The organism is Sphingopyxis sp. GW821-FHT12F08 (assembly GCF_058806755.1).
In genome coordinates, this window is record NZ_JBXAQA010000003.1 from 99789 (window position 1) to 118480 (window position 18692).

Below are 18692 nucleotides of genomic sequence, written 5' to 3' on the forward strand. Positions count from 1 at the left end.
AAGCGCAAGTATTTGCCTCATCAGGTGCGATATGATAGCCGCACCGTCTCACCAGGGAGGTTTTTATCGCGACAATCGGCCCCATAGCGCGGCCCGCGGGCAGCGATGCGGCAAAAGCGGCGGTGCTCGACGCGACGATCGACGTCGTGACGCGCGTCGGTTTCCACGACACCACGATCGACCATGTCGTGCGCGAATCGGGGGTGTCGCGCGCGACGCTCTATCGCTGGTTCGGCAATCGCGACGGGCTGATGCTCGCGCTGCTCCAGCATATGGCGGGGCCGTATCTGGAGGCGAGCGGCAAGATCGCGGTCGGGCTGGGGCCGCTCGAAGAGCGGCTCGAGCAGGTGATCGCGGGGGGCATCTTCAGCATCTGCAACACGCCGTGGATCCACAAGGTCGCCAAGGACGGGCTGCTCCACGACGATTTCTCGATCTTCCTCGCCGCGCATAAGTCGATCACCGGCGCGGTGGTGCGCTCGATGCTCGAAGGGGCGATGGCCTCGGGCGGTTGGACGCCGCCCGACGATCTGGAGGCGCTGACCGAATGGCTGCTGCACCAGATGCTCGTGCTCGGCGCGCGCGACTATGCCTCGCTCGACGAAGTGCGCGCGCAAGTCGCCATCTATGTGACGCCGGTGCTGCGCCTGCCGGGCGCCGCGAGCGCGGCGGGCGACCTCGCCGAGCGGCTCGAGCGGATCGAGCGCAAGATCGACGGGCTGGGCGGCGGGGCCTGACCGCTTCAGGCGTCGGCGTCGCCGTTCGGCCGCGCGATGGCTTCGATCTCGATGCGGAACCCGAAATGCAATGGCCCGCTGGGCACCACGCTCCGGGCCGGTCGCACCGCTCCGAAAAACGCGCCGTACACCGCGTCGAGGTCGTCCCAGTCGGCGATATCGCTGAGATAGACGGTCGTCTTGACCACCTGGTCCAGTCCGGCGCCCGCCTGTTCGAGCACGGCTTTCAGATTTTGCAGCGTCTGTTCGGCCTGCTCCCTGAAGGGCGCCGCCGCGAGCGAGGTATCGCGGCCGGGGCGCAGCGGCAGCTGGCCCGACACGAAGATCAGCCCGCCGCCGAGCGCGAAGGGTGAATAATGCGGTCCGCCGCTATTTCGGGTGGTCATATCGCCATTCTCCGGATCGGGCTCGGTCGCCCGGACATCGGGAAAGCGGAGCCGCGGGTCAAGCCTGGGGTGGAGGAAGTCTGGAAACGGGCGGTAGCTGCCATTAAGATCCTCCCCATCGCTGCGCGTGGGGAGGATCTTTATGTGGGTTCCCACCCCAAAGTGGCTACTCACCCCCATGGCATGCATGGCCGGCCGAGATTCCCGGACACCCGCGTTGACAAAATAGGACGCGAAACCTATATCGCCCGCACACCCCACCGTCCGAGATAGAGCCTGACTTTGCGCGGCAGGCTGTACGGATAGGTCGGCGGGGATTTCGAGATGCGTCGAGAAGCTGCGGTAAACCGGCAACGGTTGCTTGCGGCCTTTTTGCGTCTCTATCGCGTCCGCGAGCTAATTTATCAAGGCGAGACAATCACTTATGGCGACCAAGGCGAAGTCGGTGGGCAAGGCCCTCGAAGCAACCGCGACCAAGCGAATCCGCAAGCTGTTCGGTAACATCCACGAAGCGGTGGAGATGCCCAACCTCATCGAGGTGCAGCGCGAATCCTATGAGCAGTTCCTGCGCTCGGACCCCTCGGTTGGCTATGTATCGGGCCTCGAAAAGACGCTGCGCAGCGTTTTCCCGATCCGCGACTTCGCCGGCACCGCCGAGCTCGACTTCGTCCATTACGAACTTGAATCGCCCAAGTACGACGTCGACGAATGCCGTCAGCGCGGCATCACCTATGCGGCGCCGATGAAGGTCACGCTGCGCCTGATCGTCTTCGAGGTCGACAGCGAAACCGACACCCGCTCGGTGCTCGATATCAAGGAGCAGGACGTCTACATGGGCGACATGCCGCTCATGACCGAGAACGGCACCTTCTTCGTCAACGGCACCGAGCGCGTCATCGTGTCGCAGATGCACCGTTCGCCGGGTGTGCTGTTCGACCATGACCGCGGCAAGACCCATTCGTCGGGCAAGTTCCTGTTCGCTGCGCGCGTGATCCCGTATCGCGGTTCGTGGCTCGATTTCGAGTTCGACGCCAAGGACATCGTCAACGTCCGTATCGACCGCAAGCGCAAGCTGCCGGTGACCAGCCTGCTCTATGCGCTGGGCATGTCGGGCGAGGAAATCCTCAACCATTTCTATGACCGCCTCGTCTTCGAGCGCGCCGAAAATGGCTGGCGCGTGCCCTTCATGGTCGAAAATTGGCGCGGATCGAAGCCCGCTTTCGACGTCGTCGATGCCAAGACCGGCGAAGTCGTCTTCGCCGCCGGCCACAAGATCAGCCCGCGCCTCGCCAACAAGGCGGCGAAGGACGGTCTCGACACGCTGCTGATCCCGACCGAGGAAATCTTCGGCCGCTACTCGGCCTATGACCTGGTCAACGACGCCACCGGCGAAATCTATATCGAGGCCGGCGACGAAGTGACCGCCGACAATCTCGAGAAGATCGACGGCGCGGGCATCGACAAGCTGGTGCTGCTCGACATCGACCACAACAACACCGGTCCCTGGATCCGCAACACGCTGAAGGCCGACAAGGCCGAGGACCGCGACCAGGCGCTCAGCGACATCTACCGCGTCATGCGCCCCGGCGAACCGCCGACGCGCGAGACCGCCGAAGCCTTGTTCGGCGGCCTGTTCTTCGACCCCGAGCGCTACGACCTGTCGGCCGTCGGCCGCGTCAAGCTCAACATGCGCCTCAGCCTCGACGCCGAGGACACGGTCACCACGCTGCGCAGCGAGGACATCCTCGCGGTGGTCAAGGAACTGGTGAACCTGAAGGACGGCAAGGGCGAAATCGACGATATCGACAACCTCGGTAACCGCCGTGTCCGTTCGGTCGGCGAGCTGCTCGAAAACCAGTATCGCGTCGGCCTGCTGCGCATGGAGCGCGCGGTGAAGGAGCGCATGAGCTCGGTCGACGTGTCGACCGTGATGCCGAACGACCTGATCAACGCGAAGCCCGCGGTCGCCGCGGTGCGCGAATTCTTCGGCTCGTCGCAGCTCAGCCAATTCATGGACCAGACCAACCCGCTCTCCGAAGTGACGCACAAGCGTCGCGTTTCGGCGCTCGGGCCGGGCGGTCTGACCCGCGAGCGCGCGGGCTTCGAAGTCCGCGACGTTCACCCGACGCACTATGGCCGTATCTGCCCGATCGAAACGCCGGAAGGCCCGAACATCGGTCTGATCAACAGCCTCGCGACCTTTGCGCGCGTCAACAAATATGGCTTCATCGAGACGCCGTACCGCCGCATCATCGACGGCAAGGTGACCAACGAGGTCGTCTATCTGTCGGCGATGGAGGAATCGAAGCACACCGTCGCGCAGGCGAACGCCGACCTCAACCCCGACGGCAGCTTCATCGACGAGCTGATCTCGGCGCGCGAAGCGGGCGAATTCCTGATGGCGCCGCGCGAGCAGATCACGCTGATGGACGTGTCGCCGAAGCAGCTGGTTTCGGTCGCGGCCTCGCTGATCCCGTTCCTCGAAAACGATGACGCCAACCGCGCGCTCATGGGTTCGAACATGCAGCGTCAGGCCGTGCCGCTGCTTCGTGCAGAGGCTCCGGTCGTCGGCACGGGCATGGAAGAGACCGTCGCGCGCGATTCGGGCGCGGCCATCGCGGCGCGCCGCGGCGGCATCATCGACCAGGTCGACGCGACGCGTATCGTCATTCGCGCCACCGACATGATCGAACCCGGCAAGTCGGGCGTCGACATCTATCGCCTGCAGAAGTTCCAGCGGTCGAACCAGAACACCTGCATCAACCAGCGTCCGCTGGTGAAGGTGGGCGACGTGGTCCGCGCCGGCGACATCATCGCCGACGGTCCGTCGACCGAGCTTGGTGAACTGGCGCTCGGCAAGAATGTGCTCGTCGCGTTCATGCCGTGGAACGGCTACAATTATGAGGACTCGATCCTCATCAGCGAACGCATCGTGAAGGACGACGTCTTCACCTCGATCCACATCGAGGAATTCGAAGTCACCGCGCGCGACACGCGGCTCGGCCCCGAAGACATCACCCGCGACATCCCGAACGTCGGCGAGGAAGCGCTCCGCAACCTCGACGAGGCGGGCATCGTCTATATCGGTGCCGAAGTCGGCCCGGGCGACATCCTGGCCGGCAAGATCACCCCCAAGGGTGAATCGCCGATGACGCCGGAAGAAAAGCTGCTGCGCGCGATCTTCGGTGAAAAGGCCAGCGACGTGCGCGACACCTCGCTCCGCCTGCCGCCGGGCGTGTCGGGCACGGTCGTCGAAGTCCGCGTCTTCAACCGCCACGGTATCGACAAGGACGAGCGCGCGATCGCGATCGAACGTGAAGAGATCGAACGTCTGAAGCAGGACGCCGACGACGAGCGCGCGATCCTCAACCGCGCAACCTTCTCCAGCCTCAAGGACCTGCTGATCGGTCAGGCCACCAGCGCGGTGCCGAAGGGCCTGAAGAAGGGCGACGTCGTCAGCGAAGACATGCTGACCGACCTCGACCGCGGCGACTGGTGGAAGCTGGCCGTCGTCGACGACAACGCCCAGACCGCCCTCGAAGCGATCAAGGCGCAGTATGACGACGCGATCAAGCGGATCAACGCGAAGTATGAAGACCGCGTCGAGAAGCTGCAGCGCGGCGACGAGCTCGCCCCGGGCGTGCTCAAGATGGTCAAGGTCTTCGTCGCGGTGAAGCGCAAGCTGCAGCCGGGCGACAAGATGGCCGGCCGTCACGGCAACAAGGGCGTCATCTCGCGCATGCTGCCGGTCGAGGACATGCCGTTCCTCGAAGACGGCACGCATGTAGACATCGTGCTGAACCCGCTGGGCGTGCCGTCGCGCATGAACGTCGGGCAGATTCTCGAAACCCACCTCGGCTGGGCCTCGCGCGGTCTGGGGCAGAAGGTGACGCAGGCGCTCGACGAATGGCGTAACGCCAATCCCGACGCGGTCGGCGGCCAGATGCCCGAAGTCGTGCGCGACGCGCTCGAGCATGTCTATGGCGCGGAATATGTCGACGACATCAAGGGACGCGATGCCGAAAGCATCATCGAACTGGCCGACAACCTTCGCGTTGGCGTGCCGTTCGCGACCCCGGTGTTCGATGGCGCCAAGGAAGCCGACGTCACGAACATGCTGACCCTCGCGGGGCTGCATGAATCGGGTCAGTCGGACCTGTACGACGGCCGCACCGGCGATCGCTTCGACCGCAAGGTGACCGTGGGCTACATCTATATGCTGAAGCTCCACCACCTGGTCGACGACAAGATCCACGCGCGTTCGATCGGGCCCTACTCGCTCGTCACCCAGCAGCCGCTGGGCGGTAAGGCGCAGTTCGGCGGCCAGCGCTTCGGTGAAATGGAAGTGTGGGCGCTGCAGGCCTATGGCGCGGCGTACACGCTGCAGGAAATGCTGACGGTGAAGTCCGATGACGTGATCGGCCGCACCAAGGTTTACGAAGCGATCGTCAAGGGCGACGACACCTTCGAGGCCGGCATTCCCGAAAGCTTCAACGTGCTCGTCAAGGAAATGCGCTCGCTGGGCCTCAACGTCGAACTGTCTTCCTATGCGGAAACGGATCCCGACGAGGCGCCCGACGCCCTTCCCGAAGCCGCCGAATAAATATTCCACCCCTCCCCTTCAGGGGAGGGGCCGGGGGTGGGGTCTCGCGAGGCAGAGCCGAGCCGAGACACCCCACCCCACCCCCTCCCCTGAAGGGGAGGGGCTAAGCGAGGAACCAGAATATGAACCAGCTTACCAATTTCATGAACCCGGTGGCGAAGCCCGAAACCTTCGACATGATCAAGATCGGCATCGCGAGCCCCGAGCGCATCCGCTCGTGGTCGTTCGGCGAGATCAAGAAGCCCGAAACCATCAACTACCGCACGTTCAAGCCGGAGCGCGACGGCCTGTTCTGCGCGCGCATCTTCGGTCCGATCAAGGATTATGAATGCCTGTGCGGCAAGTACAAGCGCATGAAATACAAGGGCATCGTCTGCGAAAAATGCGGTGTCGAAGTCACGGTCACGAAGGTTCGCCGCGAGCGCATGGGCCATATCGAGCTCGCCGCGCCCGTCGCGCACATCTGGTTCCTGAAGTCGCTGCCGTCGCGCATCGGCCTGCTGCTCGACATGCAGCTCAAGCAGCTCGAGCGCGTCCTCTATTTCGAAGCCTATATCGTTCTCGAGCCCGGCCTGACCCCGCTCGAGAAGTTCCAGCTGCTGACCGAAGACGAACTGCTCGACGCGCAGGATGAATATGGCGAAGACGCCTTCTCGGCCGGCATCGGCGCCGAGGCGATCCGCGTGCTGCTCGAGAATCTCGATCTCGAACAGGAACGCGTCGACCTGATGGAAGATCTCGCGACCACCAAGTCGGAGCTCAAGCCCAAGAAGATCATCAAGCGCCTCAAGGTCGTCGAATCGTTCATCGAATCGGGCAACCGCCCCGAATGGATGATCCTCGAAGTCGTCCCTGTGATCCCGCCCGAACTGCGCCCGCTGGTGCCGCTCGACGGCGGCCGCTTCGCGACGTCGGATTTGAACGATCTCTATCGCCGCGTGATCAACCGCAACAACCGTCTGAAGCGCCTGATGGAGCTGCGCGCGCCGGACATCATCGTCCGCAACGAAAAGCGCATGCTGCAGGAAGCCGTCGACGCGCTGTTCGATAACGGCCGCCGCGGCCGCACGATCACCGGCGCCAACAAGCGTCCGCTGAAGTCGCTGTCCGACATGCTCAAGGGCAAGCAGGGCCGCTTCCGCCAGAACCTGCTCGGCAAGCGCGTCGACTATTCGGGCCGTTCGGTCATCGTGACTGGTCCCGAACTCAAGCTGCACCAGTGCGGCCTGCCGAAGAAGATGGCGCTCGAACTGTTCAAGCCGTTCATCTACGCGCGCCTCGACGCCAAGGGTCTGTCGATGACCCTGAAGCAGGCGAAGAAGTGGGTCGAAAAGGAGCGCAAGGAAGTCTGGGACATCCTCGACGAAGTCATTCGCGAGCACCCGGTCCTGCTGAACCGCGCCCCGACGCTTCACCGCCTCGGCATCCAGGCGTTCGAGCCCGTGCTGATCGAAGGCAAGGCGATCCAGCTGCACCCGCTGGTCTGTGCTGCGTTCAACGCCGACTTCGACGGTGACCAGATGGCGGTCCACGTGCCGCTGTCGCTGGAAGCCCAGCTCGAAGCACGCGTGCTGATGATGTCGACCAACAACATCCTCAGCCCCGCGAACGGCAAGCCGATCATCGTTCCGTCGCAGGACATGGTTCTCGGTCTCTATTATCTCTCGCTGGAGCGCGAAGGCGAGCCGGGCGAGGGCATGCTGCTCGCCGACATGGCCGAGGTGCACCAGGCGCTGTTCACCGGTTCGGTGACGCTCCACACCAAAGTCATCAGCCGCGTTCCGCAGACCGACGAGCAGGGCAATGAATATCTGCGCCGCTTCGAGACCACGCCGGGCCGCATGCTGATCGGCGAATGCCTGCCGAAGTCGCACACCGTGCCCTTCGATGTCGTCAACCGCCTTCTGACCAAGAAGGAAATCGGCGACGTGATCGACCAAGTCTATCGTCACACTGGCCAGAAAGAGACCGTGCTGTTCGCCGACGCCATCATGGCGCTGGGCTTCCGCAACGCGTTCAAGGCGGGCATCTCCTTCGGCAAGGACGACATGATCATCCCGGCGTCGAAGGAAGGGATGGTCGACGAGACCCGCGCGCTCGTGAAGGATTTCGAGCAGCAGTATCAGGACGGCCTGATCACACAGCAGGAAAAGTATAATAAGGCCATTGATGCTTGGTCGCAGTGCGGCGACAAGGTCGCGAACGCGATGATGGACGAAATCCGCGCAACGCCGAAGCTGCCCGACGGCCGTCTGGCCCCGATCAACTCCATCTATATGATGGCGCATTCGGGTGCCCGTGGTTCGCAGGCGCAGATGAAGCAGCTTGCCGGCATGCGCGGCCTGATGGCCAAGCCGTCGGGCGAGATCATCGAAACCCCGATCATCTCGAACTTCAAGGAAGGCCTGACCGTTCTCGAGTATTTCAACTCGACCCACGGTGCGCGTAAGGGCCTGGCCGATACGGCGCTCAAGACGGCGAACTCGGGTTATCTGACCCGTCGTCTGGTCGACGTGTCGCAGGACTGCGTCGTGATCGAGGAAGATTGCGGCACCGAACGCGGCATGGAAATGCGCGCGATCATCCAGGGCGGTTCGACGATCGCCTCGCTGGGCGAGCGCATCCTAGGCCGTACTACGCTCGAAGATGTCGCCGACAAGGACGGCAACATCATCGCGCCGGTGGGCACCTTGCTTGACGAACCGACGACGCAGCGGATCGAGGATGCCGAAGTCCAGTCGGTCAAGATCCGCTCGCCTTTGGTCTGCGAAGCGACGCTGGGCGTTTGCGGCAAATGCTATGGCCGCGACCTCGCGCGCGGTACGCCGGTGAACATCGGCGAAGCGGTCGGTGTCATCGCCGCCCAGTCGATCGGTGAACCCGGCACCCAGCTGACCATGCGTACCTTCCACATCGGCGGCGCGGCGCAGGTCAACGAGCAGTCGAACGTCGAGTCCATCTCGGACGGCACGATCGAATATCGCGAAATGGCGACGATCGTCGACCAGCGCGGCCGCCGCCTGGCGCTGTCGCGTTCGGGCGAAGTCGCGGTCATCGACAGCGAAGGCCGCGAACGCGCGTCGCACAAGCTGCCTTATGGTGCGCAGATCCTGTTCAAGGACGGCGACAAGGTGAAGAAGGGCGACCGGATTGCCGAATGGGATCCGTTCACCATGCCGCTGATCACCGAAAAGCAGGGGATCGTGAAGTATCAGGATCTTGCAGACACCAAGACGCTGATCGAACAAGTCGACGAAGCGACAGGCATCGCCCAGCGCGTCGTGATCGAATATCGTTCGGCGGGCCGGTCGAAGAAGGAAGACCTGCAGCCGCGCCTGACCCTGCTCGACGAACAGTCGGGCGAAGCCGCGCGCTACCTGCTCGCGGTCGGCACGATGCTGTCGGTCGAGGACGGTCAGGAAGTGCAGGCGGGCGACGTGCTGGCGCGTGTCAGCCGCGAAGCATCGAAGACGCGCGACATCACCGGCGGTCTGCCGCGCGTTGCCGAGCTGTTCGAAGCGCGCATTCCGAAGGACAACAGCGTCATCGCGAAGATCAGCGGCCGCATTGAATTCGTCAAGGATTACAAGGCGAAGCGCAAGATCGCGATCGTTCCGGAAGAAGGCGATGCGATCGAGTATCTCATCCCCAAGTCGAAGGTCCTGGAAGTGCAGGAAGGCGACCAGGTCAAGCGCGGCGACGCGCTGATTTCGGGCTCGCCGAACCCGCATGACATCCTCGACGTCATGGGCGTCGAGGCACTCGCCGAATATCTGGTCGCGGAAATCCAGGAAGTCTATCGCTTGCAGGGCGTGAAGATCAACGACAAGCACATCGAAGTGATCGTTCGCCAGATGCTGCAGAAGGTCGAGATCACCGCCGGCGGCGACACCACGCTGCTGCCCGGCGAACAGCTCGATTATCTGGAGATGATGGAATATAACGCCAAACTGCCGAAAAACGGCGTTCCCGCGGAGGGCCGTCCGGTCCTCCTTGGCATCACCAAGGCGTCGCTGCAGACCCGCAGCTTCGTGTCGGCGGCGTCCTTCCAGGAGACGACCCGCGTCCTCACCGAGGCTTCGGTGCAGGGCAAGATCGACTCGCTGCAGGGCCTCAAGGAAAATGTCATCGTCGGCCGCCTGATCCCGGCGGGTACCGGTGCTGCCATGAACCGTGTCCGCGTGACTGCCTCGTCGAAGGATGCGGCGCTGCGTGCGGCGATGCGCGCGAACCAGGAGCATCTGATCGCGCCGCAGACCGCCGCTGAAGAGCATGCCGCCGAACTGGCGCAGGGCCCCGAAGCCGCGATCGGCGACGATCCGCTGGGCAAGGTGCAGGGCGAGGATTTCACCACCGACGACGTCGCGGTGCTGGACCGTCCCGAAGGTGGCGACGAGGAATAAAGCCTTCGGCCGTTCGGCCTGACGCAAGAAAACAGCCCCGCCGGAGCGATCCGGCGGGGCTTTTTTCCGTTCGGCGCGCGCAGATTTCAGCTCTGAGGTGGTGAGCGGACATAATAATCCTCCCTGTCGCGAAGCGATGGGGAGGGGGACCATGCGAAGCATGGTGGAGGGGCGGCGGCCTCAAGCCGAAGTTTGGTTCATCGGCCCCTCCACCACCCTGCGGGTGGTCCCCCTCCCCACGGCTTCGCCGCAGGGAGGATTAGGAAGGTCGCCTTCCGCCCGAAAACTGCCGTTCATGTTCAGGCAGGTCCGAGCCTGATATCCTCCGCTCCGGGACGCGTTTCATCGCGAAGAGGAGGGTATCATGCGCATCGGTAAATCATGGAGGGTGGCCGCGGTCTTGGCGCTTGCGGCGGGTGGCAGCGGCGTCGCCGCACAGGACAACAGCAATATCCAGGGCGAAGTCGTCGTTACCGCGCAGCGCGCCTCGGCGGGCTATCTTGCCGACGTCCAGCCGGTGGTCGGGCTGCGCCGTACCGCCGACAGCGCGATCCAGAGCGTCGAGTTCACCTCGGACTCGCGTGAGGAAGAAGTGCGCAAGCGCGAGATCCACGCGATGCTCGAGGCGGCGATCCGGCGCGCCGATGCGGCGGGGATCGAACTGGTCACCGGCGATTTCGAACTCACCAGGGTCACGCTCGCCAATTACAAGGGGCTGGCCTTCGGCCGCGGCCCGCGCCCCGACACGAGCGACATCCAGCTCTTCGTGAAGGCGGGGCTCGCCGGCTCGGTCGGCAGCGCGCAGGAGCGCATCGACGGTTTCATCAGGGCGGTGCCGCCGAACGGCCGCGCGCTGATCGAGAAGCGCGGCGGCATCACGCTGACGATCAAGAATCCCGACCAGTATCGCGCCGAGATCGTCAAGCTGGTCGCGGCCGAGGGATTGAAGACCGCCGCGGCGTTCGGCCCCGATTATGGCGTCGACGTGTCCGGGCTCAACGAGCAGCTCGCCTGGGCGCAGGCCAGCCCGACCGAGGTGTTCCTCTACCTGCCGTACGACTTCACCGTGCGCCCCAAATGAAAAGGCCCGCCGGGCATGAGACCGGCGAGCCTTTGATTTGTGGAATGTTGCGGGCCGGATGCGACTGCGCCTGAAAGGCGTCCCGACCCGGTGCTGCTTAAGGCGCGAGGATCGCGACGGTGATGTACAGCAGCAGCGGCAGGCCGAAGCCCAGCAAAGTCAGCGCGATAAAGCCGACGCGCGTCCACAAGACGTCGATGCCGAAGCGGTCGGCCATGCCGGCGCAGACGCCGAAGACCATGCCATCGCGACGATTCTTGCGAAAACCCTGTGTCATTTCTTTCCTTTCCATCCCGGCCCCGAGGGCCGGCGTTTCGCGGGGTGGTGGGGTTCGCCGGTCAGATGACCAGCGAACCAACCTGCGCACCATTCTGACCGGCGATCGCGAGCAGCATGACCGAGGCATAGACCGAAGCGAAAGCAGCGAGAGCGTAGCTCTTGACGGCGTGAACGTTGAAATGAGCCATGATATTGTCCTTCCTGTAACCTTCCGACCGGACCATCCGGTGGATGCCAAGGGTAATGCAGGAGGCGTGCCAATTTCATTCATTGGCGGTTAACTGGGGTTTTTTGGATGCCCTCAGATTATTTGTACGGGAAAAATCCGCTAAATCGGGATTAATTACCGATGAATGGAAAATTATAACATGGATTAATCGACTTTCCCTCCCGCGAGCGGGAAGGGTTAGGGGAGGGCATGTTTTTTAGCGGCGCATCGCAACAGGCCCTCCCCCGACCCCTCCCGCGAGCGGGAGGGAGAAACGGCGCTTCCCAATTGCGAGGCAAATCCCCTAGGGCTTTGGCCCAGATGACGATCGCCCGCCTCTCGCTCACCGATTTTCGCAATCATGCCACGGCGGAAATGGCGGCCGGCCCGGGACTCGTCGCACTGCACGGCGACAATGGCGCGGGCAAGACCAACATCCTCGAGGCGATCTCGCTGCTCGCGCCCGGACGCGGACTGCGCCGGGCGGCGCTGGCCGACATGGTGCGCGACGGCGCGACCGGCGGCTTTGCGGTGTTCGCCGAGGTCGCGGCGGGCGAGGAGCTGGCCCCGGTCGCACTGGGCACCGGCATCGAGCCCGCGCACCCGGGACGGCGGATCGTGCGGATCAACGGCGCATCGGCGGCGGCGACCGCCTTGGGCGATTGGCTGGCGGTGCTGTGGCTGACCCCCGCGATGGACCGGCTGTTCGTCGAGACCGCGGGCAACCGGCGGCGCTTCCTCGACCGGCTGGTGCTCGCGCTCGACCCGCGCCACGCGCAGCATGGCAATCGCTACGAGGCGGCGCTCCGCGCGCGCGGCAAGCTGCTGGCCGATCCGGGGCGCGCCGATGCGCAATGGCTGTCGAGCCTCGAGGCACAGCTCGCCGAACATGGCGCGGCGATCGACGTCGCGCGGCAGCGGGCGCTGTCGGCGCTGTCGGCCGAACTCGCGGAGCAGCCCGATAATCCCTTTGCGCGGCCGCTGCTGACATTGGTCGACAGCGAGGGTCTCGAGCGTACGGCGCCGCATGAAGCCGAAACGCTGCGCACGCTGTTCGCCGTGCGCCGGCGCATCGATGCCGCCGCCGGGCGCGCGACCGCCGGCCCGCACCGCGACGATCTGGCGGCGGTCCACGCAGCGAGCGGCCGCAGCGCCGCGCGCTGCTCGACCGGCGAGCAAAAGGCGATGCTGCTCTCGCTCGTCCTCGCGCACAGCGACTGTATCGCGCGCGCGCGCGGGCAGCGTCCTATCCTGCTGCTCGACGAAGTCGCTGCGCACCTCGACCCTTCGCGCCGCGCCGCGCTCTACGACCGGCTCGCGGGGCAGGGCGGGCAGGCGTGGCTGACGGGGACCGAGGCGGCGCTGTTCGGCGACATGCCGGGACCCGTAACGCGCTTCCGGATCGCGGACGGGCGGATCGCGGCGGGTTAGGCATGCAAAATCCTCCCCGCTTGCGGGGAGGGGGACCGCCGCAGGCGGTGGAGGGGGCTGTCGGCCTGCGGCGACGTCGCGCAAGGACGCGAACCCTCCGTCAGCGCTTCGCGCTGCCACCTTCCCGCAAGCGGGGAGGAATTGAACCAGACCCGGCTTTCGCTTGCCCTGCCTGACGTCCTGCCGCAGAAGCATGGCCGATATTGGGGAAGACAAGATGCTGAACGGCCCGCTGCTCGTCACCGAGCGACTGATCCTCCGCCCCCCGGCGACCGAGGATTTCGACGCCTTCGCCGAGATGTGCGCCGAGGAAGAGACGATGCGCTACATCGGCGGCACCGCGCCGCGCGCCTCGGCGTGGCGGCTGTGGTGCACGCTGGCGGGTGCCTGGCACATCCGCGGCTTTTCGATGTTTTCGGTGATCGAGCGCGCGACCGGCGAATGGGTCGGGCGGCTGGGGCCGTGGGAGCCCGATGGCTGGCCCGCGCCCGAGATCGCCTATGGCGTGCGCGCGAAATTCGCGGGGAAAGGCTATGCCTTCGAAGGTGCGGTCGCGGCGTGCGATTTCGCGGTCGAATTCCTGAAATGGCCCGAGCTGATGCACAGCATCGACCCCGCCAACAGCCGCTCGCAGGCGCTGGCGAAGCGGCTCGGCGCGACCAACAGCGGCCCGACGCGGCTGCCCGCACCCTTTCAGGACGCGCCGGTCGACGCCTGGACGCAGAGCGCCGACGCCTGGCGGATCAGGCGCAAGGCGTTCCAGCCATGAGCGAGCGGCATGTCGACCCCGAACGCGCGCAGTTCGACGCGTTCAAGGCGCTGCCGCGCGATACGAAGATCCATATGCTCAACCTCGTGCGCTTCAAGGCCGCGGCGACCTATGAAGCGGGCCATCCGTTCGCGGGGCAGGGACTTTCGGGCGCCGAGGCCTATCGCCATTATGGCGCCGACAGCGGAGCCGTGTTCCAGCGCGTCGGCGGTGCGATCGTGTGGCGCGGCACGATGGAGGCGATGCTGATCGGCCCGGGCGGCGAGCGCTGGGACGCGATGTTCATCGCCGAATATCCGAATAGCAGCGCCTTCATGGAAATGGTCACCGACCCGGTGTATCGCCAGGCCGTCAAGCACAGGCAGGCGGCGGTCGAAACGTCGCGGCTGATCCGCTGCGCGCCAAGAGGGTCTGGGTCCGGCGGTTTCGCCTCCGAGGTTTGAAGCGATTTTGTTCAGGGCTAGGAGGCGAGGCGCAGGCATATGAATATATTCCAAGGCTCGCTGACGACGCCATGGACAAAATCGGTCAAATCCCGAAGGGACGCCGAAATGGCTTCGATCTCGGGCTCGTGCAGCTTTGCGGGTAGAACCACTACCCGCTGCAGCCACCCGAACCCGATATCTTCGCCATTTCGGCGCCTCGGAGGCGAAACCGCCGGACCCAGACCCTTTTCGTCTCAGGGCGAGACAGTTTTCGGCTAACAAAGCGTTACCCATTAACAACGTTTATTCGCGCCTTCTTAACCAGGATCGGGCATTCCCTGACAGATATTAAGGGAGTGTTAGCGATGATCTTGCGCGGAAAATGGCTGGTCGCCGGCCTGCTGATGGCGACGGCCCCGCTGGCGGGGTGCAGGGACAATCCCGATGCCAAGGCCGAACTGTCGCCGCTCGACGACGGGCTGACGGGTGCCGACCCGGCGATCAAGGGCTCGCTCGAAGACAAGATCATGGTCGACCCCAAGCTGGCGGGCCAGGCGAATAAAAATGCGGTGACCCCGGGCAACCAGCCGGTCGCCGGCGGCGTTCCCGCGGTCGCCGGCGGCAAGGCGGCGACCGCGGCCGAGGCCGCCGCGGCGCTGAGCGCCGGCAAGCTGCTCGCTGCGCCCAGGGCGCTGCCCTATGAAGCCGGCTGCGACGGCTGCGAGGCGAAGCGCCCGGTCACCATCGGCGCGCTCGCGAAGGACCAGGCCAAGGGCAGTTGCGACGCCAAGCTCACCTACAACAATGCCTGGGCCGACCGCCTGCCCGCCGCGTTCAAAGTCTATCCGCGCGCAACGCTGCGCGAGGCCGCGGGGATCGCGGGCGGCAAGTGCAACATCCGCGTCGTCAATTTCCAGACCGCGGCGTCGCTGCAGGCGGTGCTCGACTATTATCACACCATGGCGGTGCGCGCGGGTTACAGCAGCGACCACCGCATCAACGGCAGCGAGCATATGCTGGGCGGCACCAAGGGCGAGCTCGCCTATGTCGTGATGGCGCGCGCCGACGGCGGGATGACCGACGTCGACCTGGTGGCCTCGGGCGGCCGCTAAGCTTTCGAGCGCCGGTACAGAAAAAAAAGGCCCCGGAGCGATCCGGGGCCTTTTCCGTGCGTGACGAAGCGGACTTCGTCGAAATCGGGTCGGGTCAGACCTTGTCGCCGAGCGCGCCCTTGACCGAGCCTTTCAGATTCTGCGCCTCGCCCTTGCGCTCTTGCGCCTCGCCTTCGGCGCGCAGCCGCTCATTGTCGGTCGCCTTGCCGATCGCCTGCTTTGCGTTGCCGGCGGCTTCGTTGGCGAGGCCTTTCGATTTTTCCTTGAGTTCACCCATGGGGAAAAATCCTTTCTCGTCAGAGGCCCGAAGGGGCAAGGCCTCTTGCAGGATCAACACGCAGGCACGGTCTATGTTCCGGGAAAATGGGTTAAACCGTTCATCGCAAAGCCGTTTTAACCTGGGTTAAGGTCGCGTGCCCAGCAGCTTCCGCGCATTGCCCTCCCGGATCTTCGCCTTCTCCTCGGTTGTCAGGTCGAGCCTCTCGAACGCGCCCAGCGTCTGTTTCAGCGAGAATTGCGGATAGTCCGAGGCGAGCAGGATATGGTCGATCCCGACGTTGCGCATCGTCCAGATAAACTCTTCCTCGATCGGCGCGTCGGCGGCGAGCACGACCATCGCCGAAATGTCGAAATAGATATTGTCGCCGAACAGCCCCTCGGCGGTGCGCGCGAGCTTCAGCATGTTCCAGAAGCGGAAATTCAGCCCGCCCATATGCGCGAAGACGAACCTGGTCTTCGGCGCCGCCAGCGCCAGGTTGAACAATTTTTCGCTGTCGCCGCCCGGCACGATGTTGGCATTGTCCATCACGACGATGAGGCCCAGTTCGCCCGCGCGCTTGACCAAGGTCAGCACGCGCGGATCGGCGGGGTCGAAGCGCTGGGTATGCGGATGGATCTTGAGCATCCGGACGCCGCGCCCCGCGATGCGCGCCAGTTCATCGAGCGCCGCCTGCCCGTCATAGGGATGCACCGTCGCGATCGGTAGCACGCCGGGATGCTTCGACGCCAGCGCGATCAGCGCATCGTTGCGCGCGGTGATGTCGGCGGGATTGCCCTCGCGCGCCTGGTTCGGCCCGCCGAACCACATCACCCCGAGGCCGCTCGTGCTGAGCCCCGCGGCCTTCACCTGCGCCTGATAGTCGCCCAGCGATTTCTCGCCATCCCACAGATGGACATGCGTGTCGAACACCGGCTGGGCGGAAACAGCGCCCGGAACGAGCAGGAGCGCTGCGGCGAGGCAATATGCAATTTTCATGGACAAGCCTTGGGTCAACTCATCTGGAAGCTATGGGCGCGAAACCGCTTCGCTCCATGGCAGGATTTCGAGCTCGGGCCAATGCCGCCGCCATCGCGCCGTCTTCGTCGCGAAATAGGATTCGGTGATCTGCGTGGCATTGGCCCGAACCACCGGACGCAGCAAATCGGCGAGGCCGAAGGGGGTGATGACCTCCAGATCCGTCGTCCGGCGCAACCCGATGGCCGAAGCGGTCGTGGGATAGGTGCCGATCGCATCGGCCACCGACCGATAGGGCCTTATAGCGTGGCCGAATTTCGCGGCGTACCACAGATGGACTCGCGCCTGATTCTTGACGTCGACCCGAACGGGCAAATCGGGGAACAAGCCCGCGATCCGGAGCTCGGCGCGCTCTTCGGCCTCGCCCGACAGATCGTCAGGGTCGAAATAGACAATATCGGCATCGACGATCCCATGGTGCGGATCGAAGCCGAACAGCTCGTTCCACCGCGCCTGCGCGACGATGCTGCCCGTGAGGCACGCGTCGGGCAGCGCAATCTCGTCCCAGCGGCGCAATATGGGCGCGATCGAGGGATGCCTCGCAACGAGTTCGGACAATTGCCCCAGCAAGGCAGCGGGCGCCTTATCTTCGCGCACAGCGCAGCGCCGGCGAAGGAAGAGAGACCGTCAGATCAGCCCCGCCAGCGGGCTCGACGGGTCGGCATATTTGCGGAGCCCCATGCGCCCCGCCAGATAGGCGTCGCGCCCCGCTTCGACTGCGCGCTTCATCGCGCGCGCCATCAGCACCGGGTCTTTCGCCTCGGCGATCGCGGTGTTCATCAGCACGCCGTCGCAGCCGAGTTCCATCGCCACCGCGGCGTCGCTCGCGGTGCCGACCCCGGCATCGACGAGCACCGGCACCGACGCGCCCTCGACGATCAGGCGGATGGTGACGCGGTTCTGGATGCCCAGCCCCGACCCGATCGGCGCGCCGAGCGGCATGATCGCGACCGCGCCGGCGTCCTCGAGCTGCTTCGCCGCGATCGGATCGTCGACGCAATAGACCATCGGCAGGAAGCCCTCCTTGGCGAGCACCTCGGTCGCCTCGAGCGTTTCGCGCATGTTCGGGTAGAGCGTCTTCGCCTCGCCGAGCACTTCCAGCTTCACCAGGTCCCAGCCCCCCGCCTCGCGCGCGAGGCGCAGCGTGCGGATCGCGTCGTCGGCGTTGAAACAGCCCGCGGTGTTCGGGAGGTAAGTGATCTTCTTCGGGTCGATATAGTCGGTCAGCATCGGCGCGCCTGGATCGGACACATTGACGCGCCGCACCGCAACGGTGACGATCTCGGCCCCCGAGGCCGCGACCGCGGCGGCATTCTGCTCGAAATCCTTATATTTGCCGGTGCCGACGATCAGCCGCGAGGTGAAAGTCCGGCCGGCTACGCTCCAACTGTCGGTCAACAACCGCCTCCTACGAAATGCACGATTTCCAGCGCGTCGCCCTCGGCGAGCGCGACGTCGGCGAGGGTCGAGCGCGGGACGATCGCGCGGTTGCGTTCGACGGCGACCTTCTTCACGTCGAGCCCCAGCGAAGCGACGAGATCGGCGATGCTGCCTGCGCGCACCTGCCGCGGGTCGCCGTTGAGGATGATGGTGATGGACATGGGAGTTCGCTTACCGCCTTCGCCACAAAACACCATATGCCGGGCAAGTTTTTTGCCTTAATATGCGCGCATGACGTCGCTCGAAAAATTCGTTTTGCTGCCTGAGCAATACGGCTTTTCGCCCGAGGAAATGACTGAAATTGACCATCGTGTCGCCGAGGCCCATCCTGAATTTTCCGATCAAGCCAACATTGTGGAAATTTTTGGCCGATTCTTCGCGGCGTGATGAGAGTAGCGGACATGGCTCTTGGCTCGTCATCCCGGCGCAGGCCGGGATCTCACCCTTGTCTTCTCACGCACCGATGAGATCCCGGCCTGCGCCGGGATGACGAAGTTGATCAGGTCCCTGTTTATTTTTCGCCA

Annotated in this window: 17 protein-coding genes; 9 read left to right on the forward strand and 8 right to left on the reverse strand. The window is 64.6% G+C overall.

Translation table 11 applies throughout. The features are described 5' to 3' along the window. Positions 1–122: 122 nt before the first annotated feature. Entirely contained in the window at positions 123–737 is a 615-nt protein-coding gene (locus tag AC1RNQ_RS09415; RefSeq protein ID WP_493170748.1) for a TetR/AcrR family transcriptional regulator, read from the forward strand. Positions 738–742: 5 nt separating this feature from the next. Here the strand turns inward: AC1RNQ_RS09415 and AC1RNQ_RS09420 are convergent, their stop codons facing one another. Continuing rightward, positions 743–1123, reverse strand: coding sequence for a RidA family protein (locus AC1RNQ_RS09420; protein ID WP_493170750.1), 381 nt, complete (start codon positions 1121–1123; stop codon positions 743–745). Between the two features lie 424 nt (positions 1124–1547). On the opposite strand from AC1RNQ_RS09420, the gene rpoB reads away from it, so the two are divergent. From rpoB to AC1RNQ_RS09435, 3 genes are all read left to right on the forward strand, one after another. Beyond that, entirely contained in the window at positions 1548–5726 is a 4179-nt protein-coding gene (gene rpoB, locus AC1RNQ_RS09425; protein WP_493170752.1) for a DNA-directed RNA polymerase subunit beta, read from the forward strand. Between the two features lie 122 nt (positions 5727–5848). Further along, positions 5849–10129: a DNA-directed RNA polymerase subunit beta' gene (gene rpoC, locus AC1RNQ_RS09430; RefSeq protein WP_493170753.1), complete on the forward strand. Its 4281-nt coding sequence runs from the start codon at positions 5849–5851 to the stop codon at positions 10127–10129. A 364-nt stretch (positions 10130–10493) separates the two neighbouring features. Further along, complete coding sequence (locus tag AC1RNQ_RS09435) at positions 10494–11210, forward strand: TonB-dependent receptor (protein WP_493170755.1); 717 nt, start codon at positions 10494–10496, stop codon at positions 11208–11210. Between the two features lie 97 nt (positions 11211–11307). Here AC1RNQ_RS09435 and AC1RNQ_RS09440 read toward each other — a convergent pair whose 3' ends face one another. Further along, positions 11308–11487 (reverse strand): PspC domain-containing protein, encoded by a 180-nt coding sequence (locus AC1RNQ_RS09440; protein WP_493170756.1) that lies wholly within the window; start codon positions 11485–11487, stop codon positions 11308–11310. Positions 11488–11548: 61 nt separating this feature from the next. After that, positions 11549–11677 carry a hypothetical protein gene (locus tag AC1RNQ_RS09445; protein ID WP_493170757.1) on the reverse strand — a complete coding sequence of 43 codons (129 nt, stop codon included), beginning with the start codon at positions 11675–11677 and terminating at the stop codon, positions 11549–11551. A gap of 341 nt (positions 11678–12018) precedes the next feature. On the opposite strand from AC1RNQ_RS09445, the gene recF reads away from it, so the two are divergent. The 4 genes from recF to AC1RNQ_RS09465 all read left to right on the forward strand — a co-directional run bounded on the left by recF (position 12019) and on the right by AC1RNQ_RS09465 (position 15434). Continuing rightward, positions 12019–13128, forward strand: coding sequence for a DNA replication/repair protein RecF (recF, locus tag AC1RNQ_RS09450; protein ID WP_493170759.1), 1110 nt, complete (start codon positions 12019–12021; stop codon positions 13126–13128). A 193-nt stretch (positions 13129–13321) separates the two neighbouring features. Beyond that, positions 13322–13897: a GNAT family N-acetyltransferase gene (locus tag AC1RNQ_RS09455; protein WP_493170761.1), complete on the forward strand. Its 576-nt coding sequence runs from the start codon at positions 13322–13324 to the stop codon at positions 13895–13897. Beyond that, positions 13894–14340, forward strand: coding sequence for a DUF1330 domain-containing protein (locus AC1RNQ_RS09460; RefSeq protein ID WP_493170763.1), 447 nt, complete (start codon positions 13894–13896; stop codon positions 14338–14340). Before AC1RNQ_RS09455 ends, AC1RNQ_RS09460 begins: the two co-directional genes overlap by 4 nt. A gap of 347 nt (positions 14341–14687) precedes the next feature. Further along, a complete protein-coding gene (locus tag AC1RNQ_RS09465) occupies positions 14688–15434 on the forward strand; it encodes a hypothetical protein (RefSeq protein WP_493170765.1) in 747 nt (248 codons plus the stop codon). Between the two features lie 94 nt (positions 15435–15528). On the opposite strand, the gene AC1RNQ_RS09470 is transcribed toward AC1RNQ_RS09465, so the two are convergent. The 5 genes from AC1RNQ_RS09470 to thiS form a co-directional block, all read right to left on the reverse strand. After that, a complete protein-coding gene (locus AC1RNQ_RS09470; RefSeq protein WP_493170767.1) occupies positions 15529–15711 on the reverse strand; it encodes a CsbD family protein in 183 nt (60 codons plus the stop codon). A 126-nt stretch (positions 15712–15837) separates the two neighbouring features. Beyond that, positions 15838–16689: an amidohydrolase family protein gene (locus AC1RNQ_RS09475; protein WP_493170768.1), complete on the reverse strand. Its 852-nt coding sequence runs from the start codon at positions 16687–16689 to the stop codon at positions 15838–15840. A 30-nt stretch (positions 16690–16719) separates the two neighbouring features. Then, the gene (locus AC1RNQ_RS09480; RefSeq protein WP_493170770.1) at positions 16720–17325 is read right to left on the reverse strand and encodes a nucleotidyltransferase family protein; all 606 of its coding nucleotides are present in this window, start codon (positions 17323–17325) and stop codon (positions 16720–16722) included. Between the two features lie 30 nt (positions 17326–17355). Further along, complete coding sequence (locus tag AC1RNQ_RS09485; protein WP_493170772.1) at positions 17356–18126, reverse strand: thiazole synthase; 771 nt, start codon at positions 18124–18126, stop codon at positions 17356–17358. Beyond that, positions 18123–18329, reverse strand: coding sequence for a sulfur carrier protein ThiS (gene thiS, locus AC1RNQ_RS09490; protein ID WP_493170774.1), 207 nt, complete (start codon positions 18327–18329; stop codon positions 18123–18125). Before thiS ends, AC1RNQ_RS09485 begins: the two co-directional genes overlap by 4 nt. 70 nt (positions 18330–18399) lie before the next feature. Between thiS and AC1RNQ_RS09495 the strand changes: the two genes are divergently transcribed. Further along, positions 18400–18555 (forward strand): hypothetical protein, encoded by a 156-nt coding sequence (locus tag AC1RNQ_RS09495; protein ID WP_493170775.1) that lies wholly within the window; start codon positions 18400–18402, stop codon positions 18553–18555. Positions 18556–18692: the final 137 nt, after the last annotated feature.

Bases quoted from the DNA above. Each gene is read 5' to 3' on its own strand.
- AC1RNQ_RS09420 (WP_493170750.1), bottom strand. From the start codon at position 1,123: ATGACCACCCGAAATAGCGGCGGACCGCATTATTCACCCTTCGCGCTC.
- rpoB (WP_493170752.1), top strand. From the start codon at position 1,548: ATGGCGACCAAGGCGAAGTCGGTGGGCAAGGCCCTCGAAGCAACCGCG.
- rpoC (WP_493170753.1), top strand. From the start codon at position 5,849: ATGAACCAGCTTACCAATTTCATGAACCCGGTGGCGAAGCCCGAAACC.
- AC1RNQ_RS09435 (WP_493170755.1), top strand. From the start codon at position 10,494: ATGCGCATCGGTAAATCATGGAGGGTGGCCGCGGTCTTGGCGCTTGCG.
- AC1RNQ_RS09440 (WP_493170756.1), bottom strand. From the start codon at position 11,487: ATGACACAGGGTTTTCGCAAGAATCGTCGCGATGGCATGGTCTTCGGC.
- AC1RNQ_RS09445 (WP_493170757.1), bottom strand. From the start codon at position 11,677: ATGGCTCATTTCAACGTTCACGCCGTCAAGAGCTACGCTCTCGCTGCT.
- recF (WP_493170759.1), top strand. From the start codon at position 12,019: ATGACGATCGCCCGCCTCTCGCTCACCGATTTTCGCAATCATGCCACG.
- AC1RNQ_RS09455 (WP_493170761.1), top strand. From the start codon at position 13,322: ATGGCCGATATTGGGGAAGACAAGATGCTGAACGGCCCGCTGCTCGTC.
- AC1RNQ_RS09460 (WP_493170763.1), top strand. From the start codon at position 13,894: ATGAGCGAGCGGCATGTCGACCCCGAACGCGCGCAGTTCGACGCGTTC.
- AC1RNQ_RS09465 (WP_493170765.1), top strand. From the start codon at position 14,688: ATGATCTTGCGCGGAAAATGGCTGGTCGCCGGCCTGCTGATGGCGACG.
- AC1RNQ_RS09470 (WP_493170767.1), bottom strand. From the start codon at position 15,711: ATGGGTGAACTCAAGGAAAAATCGAAAGGCCTCGCCAACGAAGCCGCC.
- AC1RNQ_RS09475 (WP_493170768.1), bottom strand. From the start codon at position 16,689: ATGAAAATTGCATATTGCCTCGCCGCAGCGCTCCTGCTCGTTCCGGGC.
- thiS (WP_493170774.1), bottom strand. From the start codon at position 18,329: ATGTCCATCACCATCATCCTCAACGGCGACCCGCGGCAGGTGCGCGCA.
- AC1RNQ_RS09495 (WP_493170775.1), top strand. From the start codon at position 18,400: ATGACGTCGCTCGAAAAATTCGTTTTGCTGCCTGAGCAATACGGCTTT.